Origin of the sequence: Chelativorans sp., from assembly GCF_031180965.1 — a bacterium.
Classification (GTDB): domain Bacteria; phylum Pseudomonadota; class Alphaproteobacteria; order Rhizobiales; family Rhizobiaceae; genus Chelativorans.
The window spans coordinates 13,413-27,009 of the sequence record NZ_JAPSLH010000009.1; the positions used below are offsets into that span (position 1 = coordinate 13,413).

The 13,597-nt window shown below is 63.8% G+C and carries 13 protein-coding genes; 5 read left to right on the forward strand and 8 right to left on the reverse strand.

The genetic code is table 11. The features are described 5' to 3' along the window. The first annotated feature begins 104 nt into the window (after nucleotides 1-104). The 4 genes from trkA to hflX all read left to right on the forward strand — a co-directional run bounded on the left by trkA (nucleotide 105) and on the right by hflX (nucleotide 4,128). Nucleotides 105-1,481, forward strand: a complete 1,377-nt coding sequence (trkA, locus tag RIN79_RS09075; RefSeq protein ID WP_309084331.1) for a Trk system potassium transporter TrkA — start codon at nucleotides 105-107, stop codon at nucleotides 1,479-1,481. A 38-nt stretch (nucleotides 1,482-1,519) separates the two neighbouring features. Beyond that, on the forward strand, nucleotides 1,520-2,386 hold the full coding sequence (locus RIN79_RS09080; protein ID WP_309084332.1) for a D-amino-acid transaminase: 867 nt from the start codon (nucleotides 1,520-1,522) through the stop codon (nucleotides 2,384-2,386). A gap of 122 nt (nucleotides 2,387-2,508) precedes the next feature. Further along, entirely contained in the window at nucleotides 2,509-2,757 is a 249-nt protein-coding gene (gene hfq / locus RIN79_RS09085; protein WP_309084333.1) for an RNA chaperone Hfq, read from the forward strand. Next, entirely contained in the window at nucleotides 2,758-4,128 is a 1,371-nt protein-coding gene (hflX, locus tag RIN79_RS09090) for a GTPase HflX (RefSeq protein WP_309084334.1), read from the forward strand. Nucleotides 4,129-4,131: 3 nt separating this feature from the next. On the opposite strand, the gene mazG is transcribed toward hflX, so the two are convergent. Together mazG and RIN79_RS09100 are read right to left on the reverse strand one after the other, a co-directional pair. After that, nucleotides 4,132-4,944, reverse strand: coding sequence for a nucleoside triphosphate pyrophosphohydrolase (gene mazG / locus RIN79_RS09095; RefSeq protein ID WP_309084335.1), 813 nt, complete (start codon nucleotides 4,942-4,944; stop codon nucleotides 4,132-4,134). Nucleotides 4,945-5,091: 147 nt separating this feature from the next. Next, nucleotides 5,092-6,258 carry an MFS transporter gene (locus RIN79_RS09100; RefSeq protein ID WP_309084336.1) on the reverse strand — a complete coding sequence of 389 codons (1,167 nt, stop codon included), beginning with the start codon at nucleotides 6,256-6,258 and terminating at the stop codon, nucleotides 5,092-5,094. Between the two features lie 189 nt (nucleotides 6,259-6,447). Between RIN79_RS09100 and RIN79_RS09105 the strand changes: the two genes are divergently transcribed. Continuing rightward, nucleotides 6,448-7,956: a winged helix-turn-helix domain-containing tetratricopeptide repeat protein gene (locus tag RIN79_RS09105; RefSeq protein ID WP_309084337.1), complete on the forward strand. Its 1,509-nt coding sequence runs from the start codon at nucleotides 6,448-6,450 to the stop codon at nucleotides 7,954-7,956. A 119-nt stretch (nucleotides 7,957-8,075) separates the two neighbouring features. Here the strand turns inward: RIN79_RS09105 and RIN79_RS09110 are convergent, their stop codons facing one another. From RIN79_RS09110 to tmk, 6 genes are all read right to left on the reverse strand, one after another. Continuing rightward, nucleotides 8,076-8,546, reverse strand: a complete 471-nt coding sequence (locus RIN79_RS09110) for a YbaK/EbsC family protein (protein WP_309084338.1) — start codon at nucleotides 8,544-8,546, stop codon at nucleotides 8,076-8,078. 17 nt (nucleotides 8,547-8,563) lie between these two features. Next, nucleotides 8,564-9,382: an MBL fold metallo-hydrolase gene (locus RIN79_RS09115; protein ID WP_309084339.1), complete on the reverse strand. Its 819-nt coding sequence runs from the start codon at nucleotides 9,380-9,382 to the stop codon at nucleotides 8,564-8,566. Nucleotides 9,383-9,384: 2 nt separating this feature from the next. Then, nucleotides 9,385-10,179: a TatD family hydrolase gene (locus RIN79_RS09120; protein ID WP_309084340.1), complete on the reverse strand. Its 795-nt coding sequence runs from the start codon at nucleotides 10,177-10,179 to the stop codon at nucleotides 9,385-9,387. After that, nucleotides 10,180-11,733 (reverse strand): methionine--tRNA ligase, encoded by a 1,554-nt coding sequence (metG, locus tag RIN79_RS09125; protein ID WP_375165900.1) that lies wholly within the window; start codon nucleotides 11,731-11,733, stop codon nucleotides 10,180-10,182. 75 nt (nucleotides 11,734-11,808) lie between these two features. Beyond that, nucleotides 11,809-12,873, reverse strand: a complete 1,065-nt coding sequence (locus tag RIN79_RS09130) for a DNA polymerase III subunit delta' (RefSeq protein WP_309084341.1) — start codon at nucleotides 12,871-12,873, stop codon at nucleotides 11,809-11,811. Beyond that, the gene (gene tmk / locus RIN79_RS09135) at nucleotides 12,866-13,537 is read right to left on the reverse strand and encodes a dTMP kinase (protein ID WP_309084342.1); all 672 of its coding nucleotides are present in this window, start codon (nucleotides 13,535-13,537) and stop codon (nucleotides 12,866-12,868) included. The genes RIN79_RS09130 and tmk overlap by 8 nt, the downstream gene beginning before the upstream one ends. Nucleotides 13,538-13,597: the final 60 nt, after the last annotated feature.

A 13,597-nucleotide genomic window follows, 5' to 3' on the forward strand; every position in this document is an offset into this window, starting at 1 on the left:
GGAGAGCAAAGGCAGCGTAGCGCTGCCGCCCTTTCTTGTTCGCCGCCATTCACAATTTACGGTTCGCAGTTCACTCTTCACGTTCACCACGGGGCGATGAACGCATGAAAGTCATCATTTGCGGCGCCGGGCAGGTGGGATACGGCATCGCCGAGCGGCTGGCGGCGGAGCAGAATGATGTCTCCGTCATCGACACTTCGGCCGATCTGATCCGCAATGTCCGCGACTCGCTCGACGCGCGCGGCTTCATCGGCCATGGCGCGCATCCAGAGGTGTTGGCCCAGGCCGGCGCGCAGCAGGCAGACATGATCATCGCCGTGACGCTCTACGACGAGGTGAACATGGTCGCCTGCCAGGTGGCGCATTCGCTCTTCAATGTCCCGACAAAGATCGCCCGCATCCGCTCGCAGGCCTATCTGCAGTCGCACTATATGGACCTGTTCTCGCGCGACCACCTGCCCATCGACGTGATCATCTCCCCGGAGGTGGAAGTGGGCGAGATGGTGCTGCGGCGCATCGCGCTGCCGGGCGCCACCGATGTGGTGTCCTTCGCCGATGGGCATGTGGCGATGGTGGCGATCGAATGTCTGGAGGAATGCCCGGTCATCAACACGCCGCTTTCCCAGCTCACCGAGCTTTTCCCCGATCTGCCGTCCACCGTCGTCGGAGTGTCACGCGGGGGCCATCTCTTCGTTCCCCGGTCGAACGACCAGCTCATTGCCGGCGACATGGCCTATGTGATCACCACAAAGGAGCAGGTGCGGCGCACGCTCGGCCTGTTCGGGCATGACGAGAAGGAGGCCACGCGCATTGTGATCGCCGGCGGCGGCAATATCGGCCTCTATGTCGCGCGTGCCATGGAACGCAAGCAGAGCCGCACAAAAGTGAAGCTGATCGAGCACAACCGCGCCCGCGCGGTGGCGATTGCCGACCAGCTTCGCCGCACGGTCGTGCTCAATGGCAGCGCGCTGGAGCAGAAACTGCTGCTGGAGGCGGACATCGACCACGCGGATCTGATGGTGGCGCTCACCAATGACGATCAGGTCAACATCCTGTCCAGCGTCATCGCCAAGCGGCTTGGCTGCAAATCCAATCTCGTCCTCATCAACAATCCCACCTATCACGACTTCGCCAGGACTCTTGGCATCGACGCCCATGTCAATCCGCGTGCCGTCACCATCTCGCGCGTGCTGCAACATGTGCGGCGGGGACGCATCCGGGCGGTGCACAATATCGACCGCGGCGCGGCTGAGGTGATCGAGGCGGAGGCGTTGGAGACTTCTCCGCTGGTCGGGCCGCCCCTCAACGAGCAGGACCTACCGGAGGACATGCGGATCGGCGGCGTGTGGCGCGACGGCGCCTTCATAAGGCCGAGCGGCTCGCTCAGGATCAAGCCGAAGGACCGCGTCGTCATCTTCGCCCGTGCCGGCGCGGTACGGCAGGTGGAACAGCTTTTCCGCGTCAGCCTGGAATTTTTCTGATCGGCCGTTCCGGCCGCGTTTTTCTCGAGGAGCTGGAAATGCCGCGCATTGCCTATGTGAATGGCCGCTACGTCCGCCACGCCGACGCTGCCGTTCATGTCGAGGACCGGGGATATCAGTTTGCCGACGGAGTCTACGAGGTGTGCGAGGTGGCGCGCGGTTACATCATAGACATGACGCGTCATCTCGACCGGCTGGACCGCTCCTTGCGCGAATTGAAAATGCGCTGGCCGATGCGGCGCAGCGCGCTTGAACTCGTGCTGCGGGAGGTGGTGCGGCGAAATGGGGTGAAGAACGGCCTGGTCTACCTGCAGGTGACGCGCGGCGTGGCCCCGCGCGACCATGTCTTCCCCGCGCCAGATACCAAACCGGCCATCGTCGTCACCGCCAAGCGGACCGATCCGCGCGCTTCCGCCAAGCGGGCGGAGACGGGCATAAGGGTGATCACCGTCCCGGAGAATCGCTGGGAGAGGGTGGACATCAAGACGGTCGGGCTCCTGCCCAATGTGCTGGCACGGCAGCAGGCGCGCGAGGCGGGCGCTGCAGAGGCCTGGTTCATAGACACGGACGGGATGGTCAAAGAGGGCGCCGCCACCAATGCCTGGATCGTAACGGGGGAAGGCAGGCTGGTGACGCGCCCCGCCGATTTCGGCATCCTGCGCGGTGTCACGCGCAGGACCGTCATGGACATTGCCGCCAAACTTGGCTTTCAGGTGGAGGAAAGAGCGTTTTCGGTGGAGGAAGCGCAGTCGGCGCGCGAGGCCTTCATCACAGCGGCCTCGACGGTGGTGATGCCTGTGGTGGAAATCGACGGCCGGCCGGTGGCGAACGGCCATCCCGGCTCCGTGGCGCTGGCGCTGCGCCAGGCGTTTTTTGACATTGCGGAAAAGAGGCCTGCCTGTTAACCCATCCGGGGCGGCCGTATGTGAGAGGCGTTCGGCTGGAGCGTGGCAGGAGGGCAGTTGCCGCGCTTGACAGGGCGGGGTGATATAGCGCTACTGCCGACGAAGCGGGGATAAGAACAACAATGGCGGAACGTTCCCAAAATCTACAGGACCTTTTCCTCAACACCGTTCGCAAGAGCAAGAATCCGCTGACGATTTTCCTGATCAACGGCGTGAAACTGACCGGCGTCGTTACATCCTTCGACAATTTCTGCGTCCTGTTGCGCCGGGACGGTCACTCGCAGCTCGTCTATAAGCATGCGATCTCAACGATCATGCCGAGCCAGCCGGTGCAGCTCTACGAAGCGGAAGAGGGCGGTCGGGAAGCTTGATTGGCTGAAGAACCATACGCCGACGGAAGAACGGACGGCCTGGACGGAGGGCAACCCGCCGGCCGAACGAAAGCGGTCGTCGTCGTGCCGCTCCTGCATGCGCGCCCGCGCGCACAGACGGAGGAGGGGGCGCGGCCGCATGTTTCCCTTTCCCCGCAAGCCAAGCTGGACGAGGCGATCGGCCTCGCCGAGGCAATCGACCTCGCAGTCGTTCACAGCGAGACCTTTTCCGTTGCCGCACCCAGACCCGGCACCCTGATCGGCACGGGCAAGGTGGAAGAGCTTGCGGCGATTATTGCGGAAAAGCAGGCCGAGCTCGTCATCGTCGACCACCAGCTCACGCCGGTGCAGCAGCGCAATCTGGAGCGCAGCTTCAAGGCGAAGGTGCTCGACCGCACTGGCCTGATCCTCGAAATCTTTGGCCGGCGCGCCCGCACCAAGGAGGGCCGGCTGCAGGTCGACCTCGCGCATCTCGAATATCAACGCGGACGATTGGTGCGAAGCTGGACGCACCTGGAGCGGCAAAGGGGCGGCGGCGGCTTCATGGGCGGTCCCGGCGAAACGCAGATCGAGGCCGACCGCCGCCTCCTGCAGGAGCGCATTCTGCGCATCAAGCGCGAGTTGGAGACCGTGCGCCGGACACGCGACCTCCACAGGGCCAAGCGCCGCAAGGTGCCGTTTCCGGTCGTCGCGATCGTCGGCTACACGAATGCCGGCAAGTCGACGCTCTTCAACCGGCTGACGGGCGCGTCGGTGCTTGCGGAAGACATGCTGTTCGCCACGCTCGATCCGACGCTGCGGCGCGTGCGCTTCCGGCACGGCACAGTCGTGATCCTCTCCGATACGGTCGGCTTTATTTCCGATCTGCCGCCGCATCTGGTGGCTGCCTTCCGCGCCACGCTGGAGGAGGTGGTGGAGGCCGATCTCGTCATCCATCTGCGCGACATCTCCGATCCTGACACAGCCGCGCATGCAGCGGATGTGGAACAGGTGCTGGCGAGCCTGGGCGTCAACGCGGCCGATACCGATCGCGTGATCGAGGTGTGGAACAAGATCGATCGGCTGAGCGAAGGAGATCGGGAGAGACTCCTGCAAGGCGAAGCAAACAAGAATGCGCCGATTGCCGTCTCAGCGATCACGGGAGAGGGGATTCCCGATCTCATGATGCTGATAGAAGGGCGCCTTTCGGGCAAGGTGGAGGAGACCTCCATCACGCTATCGCCCGACCAGATGGCGCTGATGGACTGGATCTATCGACACGGGGATGTGACCGACCGCAGAGATCACGAGGATGGCAGCGTTACTGTCCGGATTCGCGCCACGGACGCCGCGCGCGAAGAGATCATGCGGCGCCTATCGGACCAAGGGTAGGGCTCATTCCGCCTTCTTGGCTGATTGCCAAAGCGCCTCCATCTCCTCTAGGGAGGCCTCGGCCAAGATCTTTCCTTGCGCTTCAAGACCGCTTTCCACGGCATGGAAGCGCCTGCGGAATTTTTCGTTCGTGTCCCTCAGCGCGGCTTCCGGATCGACATTGAGGTGGCGGCCGAGATTGACGAGCGCGAAGAGAAGATCTCCGAACTCCTCTGCCACCGCCTCTTGCCGGCCCTCGTCCATCGCCTCGCGCAGTTCTCCGATCTCTTCTTCGATCTTCGCCAGAATCGGCCGCGCGGCACCCCAATCGAAGCCTACGCGCGCCGCCTTCTCCTGGAGTTTCAGGGCACGGGTCAGCGCGGGCAGGGCAATGGCGACCTCGTCCAGATAGCCGCGCCTCGGCTCTCCATCCGACCCGCGCCGCGCCCGGCGCTCGGCCTTTTCCTCCGCCTTGATGCGCTCCCACATGCCCTTGGCCATCCCCGCCTCGCGGGCCTCGGCATCGCCGAACACGTGCGGGTGGCGGCGGACCATCTTGGTCGTTATCGCCTCGACCACATCGCCGAAGCTAAAGCTGCCGGCTTCCTCTGCCATCCGCGCATGGAAGACGACCTGGAGGAGCAGATCGCCGAGTTCCTCGCGAAGGTCATGCATGTCGTTGCGCTGGATTGCATCGAGTACTTCATAGGCTTCCTCGATCGTGTAGGGCGCGATGGAGGAAAAATCCTGGTCCAGGTCCCAGGGACAGCCGGTCTTCGGATCGCGCAAGGCCGCCATGATTTCGATCAGGCGGGAAATGTCCTTGGATGGCTTCATGGGGACGGCTCCGTTCGACAGCGGTGAAGCCGTAGCGCGCTGCCGCCCTATTCTCAACCCGCGTCAGCGGCAACGCAGTACACCATTTGCAGCACAAATCGCGCCGTGACGGGGAGGGGCAGCGTAGGTCCCAGATGATCGCGTCGATCAGGCCCTCCGGCGCTGCGCCACCAGAAACAACGTCAGGATGAAGCACAAGAAGGCCAGCGAAAATGGCAGCCCCTGATGTCCGATCAGTTGCATCGCCAGTCCTGCCGCGGGCGAGCCCACGATGCCGCCGATGCCCCATACCAAGGCGAAGGCAGCATTGCCGGCGATCAAGGCCTGACCGGTGAAATCTTCGCCGAGCTGTATCAACGCCATGGTGTAGATCCCGAACGAGACGCCGCCCCAGACGAAAACAAGCGGCCAGATGAGCCAGGAGTGGAAGATCAACGGCAGCAGCAAGCAGCACACAAGGTAAGCCAGGGCGCAGAATAGCATGGTGTGCTTCGAGCCGAACCGTTCGGCGAGGCGCCCAAGCAATATCTGCAACACGGCGTTGCCTGCTATGAAACAGGCGATGAGGGAAGCGATGTGCTCTTCGGCGCTGCCGAGGGCGGCGCCATAGACGGCGAAGAGGGAAAGCAGGGTCTGTTCGAAGGCGGCAGCGGCGAAAACCGCGAACAAAAGCAGCGGCGCCAGCGCGAAGAAGCGGCCGACCGACGTGGCCTCGCCTTCATGGGGCATTTTCGGCAGGCGGGGCACGACCGCAAGCACGATCAGGCCGCAGAGGAGGAAGGCCGCGATGCCGAAGATGAAGGGTGGCCAACCCTGTGTGCCGACCAGGCCAAGCGACAGCGGGCCAATGGCGAAGCCACCCGAAACAATCGATGAATATAGGCCCATGATGCGGCCCCGGCGTTGTGCCGGCGTGATCGAGATCAACCAGGTTTCGCTGATCACGTAGAGCGGATTGGCGAAGAATCCGAGAAGGAAGCGCAGCGGCATCCAGGTCCAGACGTCCTGCGTACCGCCAATCGCGGCCAGGGTAGTTGCGGCGAGAATCGAACATAGGACAGTAAAGCGGGCCGTGCCCATGCGCCGCGCAAGCGCGGGAATAAAGGGTGCGGAGACGATGAAGCCCAGCGGCGTCATCGCCGCCGACAAGCCGATCAGGCCGGGCGTCGTGCCCTGCCGCTCAAGGATGAAGCTGAGCAGCGGATAGGTCAGCCCCTGAGCGACGGCGAACACGGTGACGGTCGCGATTATGCCCGCCATCGCAGCCCGTCGGCTCCGAGTTTCTCGCGGCGATGTGGCGCTTTCGGCGGTCATGCAGGCTTCAATACGGGTCCGGCAGATAGGAATTTCAGGGAGACAATATCGTTCATCGCGACATGCATATGATCTGGATCCGACGCCCTCCACCCGAAGGAGAATGCTTTCTGCAGGATGCGAACAGCGCCGTCATTAAGGACTGCCAAATAGTTCCAAAAACCTCCAAACGCGCTAAAGATGCGCCGCATGCAGGCGTCGCGCTTTGTCTTCGGTCCGTTCATGCTTGACTGTGGTGCGGGAACGCTCCTTCGGGACGATGTTCCGGTCGCCGTTGGCTATCGCGGGATAAAGCTGCTCACTGCGCTTGTCGGGCGGTCGGACGAAATCGTGAGCAAGGCCGAGTTAATGGATGCGGCATGGCCGGGCAGGGCGGTCGAGGAAGGCAACCTCACCGTCCAGATAGCGCAGCTGCGCAAGCTGCTTGGTCAGCCCGCCGGCGGCGGTGCATGGATCGCGACGGTTCCGCGCATCGGCTATCGCTTCACGGGACCCGTCGAACAACTCGGCGGCACGAGACGGAAAGCTTTGCCGCTGCCCGGTAAGCCATCCATAGCCGTGCTGCCCTTCGTCAATCTCAGCAATGATCCCGAGCAGGGATGCTTCGCGGACGGGCTGACCGAAGATCTGACCACGGACCTCTCAAGGGTTTCCGGCCTGTTCGTCATCGCGCGCAACTCGTCTTTTGCCTACAAGGGCAGGGGCGCGGATATGTTCGAGATCGCAGGAGAGCTTGGCGTGCGCTACCTCTTGCAGGGGAGCGCAAGACGCGACGCAGGACGCGTGCGCATCAATGCGCAGCTCGTCGATGCGGTGAGCGGCGACCATCTCTGGGCGGAACGCTTTGACCGCAGCCTGGAGGATGTCTTTGCCGTCCAGGATGAGGTGGCGAGGAGGATCGTGGAGGCGTTGCTGGGCCGGCTGCATGCATCGCCGCCGCGCAATCGGCCGAAGAATATTGAGGCTTACGACCTCTGCGTGCGGGCGCGCAGGCTGATGGACGACTCGCCGCACGCGGCCCGGGAAGCGCATCTGATGCTCACGCGCGCGGTGTCACTCGATCCGCAATATGCCGAGGCTCATCGCTGGCTTGCCATCAACCACTGGATGGGCGCGGTGCATTCAGGCGGTCCGACAGAACCCGACCGAAGCGCAGCCCTGGAACTGGCGCACAAGGCCGTCGCGCTTGATCCGAATGACGCGGGCTGCCGCTGGGTTCTGGCCTATCTGTTGGCCTATGAGCGCCGCTTCGCCGAGGCGGATGCGCAGTTCGCCAACGCGGTCGAGCTCGACCCGAACGAGGCCGACACCTGGGCGGCGTTGTCGGACATCACTGTCCTGGCCGGGCGGGTAGACGAGGGCCTCGAGCACATCCGCAGGGCGTTTCTGCTCAACCCGTTTCCGGCAAGCTGGTACTATATGGTGCTCGGCCAGGCGCAATATGCGGCCGGGGAATACGAAGCCGCTGTCGAGACGCTGCGCAGGGACGAGACGTATCGGACGAGCTCACGCCGCTTCCTCGCGGCAGCCCTTGCGCAGCTGGGCCGGCTCGACCAAGCGCGCACGGAGGCCGAGCTGTTCCTCGTCGGCAATCCGGATTTCACGATCCGCCACTGGGCTGCGACGGAGCCATTCCGCGATGCTGCGACGCTCGAGCGTTTCATTGACGGCTTTCGCAAGGCGGGTCTTCCGGAATGAGGTGCCTCCAAGAAGTGACGAGGCAGAGAAGTCGGCCCTAGTTGGCCCCACCGCACGATCGCATAAGATAGATTATGGAACCAGCGCGTATCCGATCTGAGCGGCCGCCCGGTGAGCAGCTACGCTACGATGTCTGATACATGCGCGCCCGCGGCCGCGATCAAAGCCCTCGGCTCGGCGGCAAAGACCGCGTCATGGGCGCCGGCCGCGGCCCAGACCTGTCCGAAGCGCAGAAGCGTCTCGTCCGCATAGCGGCGCACGCTGTCCGGCTGGCCGAGTGGCGAAACGCCGCCGATGGCAAAGCCGGTTTCCTCGCGAACCTGGCGCGGATCGGCGCGATCCAGGTCTTCGCCGACAAGCAGGCCGGCCTTTGCCACGTCCAGCTTTCTGCTGCCCGGCACGAGAAAAAGGTAGAGCCGGCCCGAGCTCTTGCCGGCAAAGATCAGCGATTTAACAATCTGATCGATCTCGCATCCGCATTGGCGCGCCGCTTCCGCGGCGGTGCGGGTCGATTCGCCCATCCGTCTGATTTCGATCGGAAGCCCGGCTTCAGCAGCCGCCTTCGCCACACGCTCAATGGACTTGGACACAAAAAATCCCTTTAAATTCAAATTTCTGCATATTCAAGTTCAACCGCGATGCCATCATAGGCGGGATCGACATTGTCTGGAGTCTCGCGAGCCACCGCGTCGTAATCCAGCGGCGTATGCATATGCGTCAGGATGGCCCGCCGGGGCTTGAGCCGCTCAACCCATTCAAGCGCCTCTGCGAGCGAGAGGTGGCTGGGATGCGGCTTGTACTGCAGAGCATCCAGGACCAGCACCTCGAGATCCTGCAACAGAGGCACGGTCTCGGGCGGGAAATCGCTTACATCCGGACAGTAGGCGATCTTGCCGATGCGGAAGCCGAGCGAGCGAATGTCGCCATGGATTTGCGGCAGCGGCGTGAAGGTGATCGGCCCGCCCTCGCCCCAAATCGAAAACGCCTGCTCGTGGCGGATGAGATGCGGCAGCACGATGGGCGGGTAGTTGCTGCCCGCAGGCGTTTCGAAACAGTAGCGGAAGCCTTCCTTCAGCCGGAGGAGCGTCGGCTCGTCGGCATAGATGTCCATGAGCCGGCGCTGCGCCAGCACATAGCTGCGCAGATCGTCGATGCCGTGGATATGGTCGGCATGGGGATGCGTATAGACGACCGCATCGAGGCTGTTTGCCTGCGCAGCGATCATCTGCGCGCGGAAATCGGGTCCGGTATCGATGGCAACGCGCGTGACCTTGCCGTCGGATGCAAAGCGCTCGACCAGGGCCGCAGCGCGCGTGCGCCGGTTGCGCGGATTGTCCGGACTGCAGGCGCCCCAATCACCGATGATGCGCGGTACGCCCGGCGATGAACCGCAGCCCAGGATGGTGAGGCGGATCCGTTCGGCCACCGCTACGCGCTCCCTTGCACCGTGCGCGGCACCTTGCTGAAGAGGCGGAAGAAGTTTTCGGTCGTAATCCTTGCGGTCTCCTCGGGAGAAAGGCCGATGGTGTCGGCAAGGACCGCCGCCGTGTGGGCCACGAAAGCGGGCTCGTTGCGTTTGCCGCGGTGCGGCACGGGCGCAAGATAGGGCGCGTCCGTTTCCACCAGCAGCCGCTCGCGCGGCGCCGATGCGGCGATCTCCCGCAGCGCCTCCGACTTCTTGAAGGTCAGTATGCCCGAGAAGGAGATATAGCCGCCTAGTTCCAGCCCGGTGCGTGCAAGGGCAGCGCCCGAGGAGAAGCAGTGCAGGATGAAGGGGAACGCCCCCCTTCCCGCCTCGTCGCGCAAGATGGCGGCGATGTCATCATCCGCATCGCGCGCGTGTATGACGAGCGGCAGGCCGGTTCGCCGCGCTGCCTCGATATGCGTGCGAAAACCTTTCGCCTGCAGGTCGCGTGGCGCCTTGTCATAGAAATAATCGAGGCCGGCCTCGCCGATGCCCACCACTTTCGGGTGCTTGGACAGCTCCACCAGCTCGTCTGCCGTGATGTCGCTTTCCTCAGCAGCATTGTGAGGGTGCGTGCCCACCGTGCAGAAGACATCTTCGTAGCGTTCGGCAATGGCCTGCAAAGCGTCGAATTTCCTTACCCGGGTGGAGATGGTGACCATCAAACCAACGCCGGCCGCCGTGGCGCGGGCGACGACGTCATCCCGCTCCGCCTCGAATTCCGGGAAATCGAGGTGGCAGTGGCTGTCGACCAGCATTCAGTCCCCCTGCCCTTCGCTCTCGACATAGCGCGGGAAAACGGGCTGGGGCGGCGGCAGCGGCGTTCCCGGTTCCAGCATCCCCGATTCACCGAGGTCGGCGAAGCGGCGCCGATCGGCGGGCACGGCGAGGAGGTCGAGCAGCTTCTCCGCCGAGCCGGGGATAAAGGGCTGACACAAAATGGCGATGCGCCGCAGCACCTCGGCGGTCGTGAACAGAACCGTCTCCATGCGTGCGGGGTCAGTTTTGCGCAAAGCCCAGGGTTCCTGGCTGGCGAAATAGCGGTTTGCTTCGGCGACGACGTCGAAGATCGCCGCAAGCGCCGTGTGGATCGCCTGCCGCCCCATTGCTTCGCGCGCGGCGTCGAGCGCGGCCGTTGCCTGGCTGAGGATGGCGCGGTCCGGTTCGCTCAGATCGCCTTTCGCAGGAACTTTGCCGCCGCAATTCTTGGCGATCATCGACAGCGAGCGCTGTGCCAGATTGCCGAGGTCGTTGGCCAGATCGGCATTGGTGCGGTTGACGATCGCCTCGTGGCTATAGCTGCCGTCCTGTCCGAAGGGCACCTCGCGCAGGAAGAAGTAGCGCACCTGGTCAAGCCCGAAATGCTCCACCAAGGCGAAGGGATCGATCACATTGCCGACCGACTTCGACATTTTCTCGCCGCGGTTGAACAGGAAGCCGTGGCCGTAGACCCGCTTGGGGAGCGGGATGCCTGCCGACATCAGGAAAGCTGGCCAATAGATGGCGTGGAAGCGCGTGATGTCCTTGCCGATGATATGCGCGTCGGCCGGCCAGTAGCGCCAACGCTCGGCGTCTTTATCCGGATAGCCGACGGCTGTGAGATAATTGGTGAGCGCGTCGACCCAGACATACATCACGTGCTTTTCGTCGCCGGGCACGGGCACGCCCCAGTCGAAGGTGGTGCGGGATATCGAGAGGTCGCGCAGGCCTGAGCGCACGAAGCTGACGATCTCGTTGCGCCGCTCGGCGGGGCCGATGAAATCCGGATTATCCTCGTACAGCTTGAGCAGCGGCTCTTGGTAGGCGGAGAGGCGGAAGAAATAGCTTTCTTCCTCAACCCATTCGACAGGCGTGCCCTGCGGGCCATAGCGCACGCCGTCTTCGCCCATCGTCGTCTCGTCTTCGCCGTAGTAAGCCTCGTCGCGGACCGAATACCAGCCGGAATATCCGCCAAGGTAGATGTCGCCCTTTTCGGCCATGGCCTTCCAGATCGCTTGGCTGGCGATGCGGTGCCGCTCTTCGGTCGTACGGATGAAATCGTCGTTCGAGGCGTTGAGCACCTGTGCCATGCGCTGGAATTCCGGCGCGTTCCGGTCCGCAAGCTCGCGCGCTGAAACCCCTTCCTTGCGGGCCGTCTGAAGCATCTTGATTCCATGCTCGTCCGTGCCGGTGAGGAAGAATACGTCCTTGCCGTCGCAGCGCTGAAAGCGCGCCAACGCATCGGTGGCAATCAGCTCATAGGCATGACCGATATGCGGCCGCCCGTTGGGGTAGGAAATGGCTGTCGTTATATAGAAAGTCTCGCGCGTCATCGGGAGAATGCTCTGAAATGAATTGGCTTGCGCCCAGATAGCGCATCATGGCGGGGATTGCCATGCTTCCGCGGTCTAGCTCAAGACCGGTCCGCGCAGGGCCTGGTGCAGGCGCGCCATCGTCCCGACCACATGCTGCTTGCGATCAAGATTGAAGATCTCCACCTGCCGGGTCATTTCGGCAAGCTCCTCCCACAGGGCCGCCAGCTCTCCCGCGCGCGGCAGCGCTCCGGCCGCCGATGCCTTTGCCGCGCTATCCGCGAGCCGATCGAGCACCGCGCGGTTGAAAAGCTCGAATTGGACCTGACGCTCGCGGCCGGCAGTAGCCTCGGCGAGCCTGTATGCTTCAGCCGCGTCGAAGCGGCGCTGCTCGAGGATGCGCCCCACGACCTGCTCGATCTCGAGTCCCCCGAACTGGGTGAGCAGGATAGCATCGCGGGCGCTGCCCTTTGCCCGCTCGATGAGAATGTTCTTCTCCTCGAGATTTGCCGGCAGTTCTGCTCCAAGGCGTACGAGCAACTGCTCCAGAATGTCGGGCGCCAGCGGTTCCAGCCTCAGCACCTGGCAGCGCGAACGGATCGTTGGCAGGAGCCGGCCCAGCGAATGAGCGACGAGGATGAAGACCGTGCGCGGCGGCGGCTCTTCAAGGTTCTTCAAAAGCGCATTGGCTGCGCTCGTATTCATGTCGTCAGCCGGATCGACGATGACGATGCGATAGCCGCCGTCGGCCGGTGTCAGGGCCAGGAAGCGGCTGACACGGCGGATCTCGTCGACCGTTATCACCGTCTTGAATTTCTTGTCGCGCTCCACGACAGGCCGGGAGAGGTGCAACAGCCCGGGATGCGCGCCCTGCGCGGCGAGCCGGAAGGCCTGCGATGCGGGATCGATCTCGCCAAACTCTCTTGGCGCCACACGGTGGTCGGCGTGGACGAAAAGATGGTGCGCCAGATGGAAGGCAAGTGTCGCCTTCCCGGTGCCCTGCCGGCCGGCCAGAAGCAATGCATGATGCAGCTTTCCCGCCTGGTAGGCGCCGGCAAGCATCGCGCGCGCCTGCTCATGGCCGAAAAGCAGCGGATTCTCGGCGGGCTCGGGAATGTCGGGCAGGGAATCGTGCTGCTCCGGAGCGCGGCGTTCAAACATCCTGCGCCTCCTTGTTCAGCCCTTCCAGCTCTCCGGACATGCTGCGCGCCACCGCTTCCTTCACGGCACGGGCGACCTCCTCGGCCGGGGGCGTCGCATCGATCACAGCGCAGCGCCGCGGCTCTCTTTGTGCGATCTCCAGGAAGGCCTCGCGCCGACGTCGATGGATCTCCAAGGCTTCCTTTTCAAATCGGTCGGCCGTCTCCTCGCCGCGGCGCTCGACAGCCCGCCGCAGCCCCTCTTCCGGGTCTATGTCGAGAATGATCGTGAGATCCGGCATAACCCCGTTTACCGTGATCCGTTCCAGCGCAGCCATGAAATCGGGGTCGAGACCTCCCGTCACCCCCTGATAAACGCGCGAAGAATCGATGAAGCGATCGCAGAGGACGACGGCGCCGCGCGCCACCGCCGGCCGGATTACCTGCTCCACATGGTCCGCCCGCGCAGCGGCGAAGAGAATCGCCTCAAGCGTGGGGCCGAAGGGTTCCGCGGCGCCGGAAAGCAGCACGTGCCGCACCGCCTCCGCGCCTGGCGAGCCGCCCGGCTCCCGCGTCGTCACCACATCGCGGCCCTCCGCGCGCAGATGCTCGGCCAGAAGGCGGATCTGAGTGGATTTGCCGGCGCCCTCGCCTCCTTCCAATGTGATGAAGAAACCTCGGGGCACTCGTTCCTCGTTCCGCTTCCGCTAGCCGCGCGTTCTACATAGTCGCGGGAGCCGCCGAGG

Bases quoted from the DNA above. Each gene is read 5' to 3' on its own strand.
- trkA (WP_309084331.1), top strand. From the start codon at position 105: ATGAAAGTCATCATTTGCGGCGCCGGGCAGGTGGGATACGGCATCGCC.
- RIN79_RS09080 (WP_309084332.1), top strand. From the start codon at position 1,520: ATGCCGCGCATTGCCTATGTGAATGGCCGCTACGTCCGCCACGCCGAC.
- hfq (WP_309084333.1), top strand. From the start codon at position 2,509: ATGGCGGAACGTTCCCAAAATCTACAGGACCTTTTCCTCAACACCGTT.
- mazG (WP_309084335.1), bottom strand. From the start codon at position 4,944: ATGAAGCCATCCAAGGACATTTCCCGCCTGATCGAAATCATGGCGGCC.
- RIN79_RS09100 (WP_309084336.1), bottom strand. From the start codon at position 6,258: ATGACCGCCGAAAGCGCCACATCGCCGCGAGAAACTCGGAGCCGACGG.
- RIN79_RS09105 (WP_309084337.1), top strand. From the start codon at position 6,448: ATGCAGGCGTCGCGCTTTGTCTTCGGTCCGTTCATGCTTGACTGTGGT.
- RIN79_RS09120 (WP_309084340.1), bottom strand. From the start codon at position 10,179: ATGCTGGTCGACAGCCACTGCCACCTCGATTTCCCGGAATTCGAGGCG.
- metG (WP_375165900.1), bottom strand. From the start codon at position 11,733: ATGACGCGCGAGACTTTCTATATAACGACAGCCATTTCCTACCCCAAC.
- RIN79_RS09130 (WP_309084341.1), bottom strand. From the start codon at position 12,873: ATGTTTGAACGCCGCGCTCCGGAGCAGCACGATTCCCTGCCCGACATT.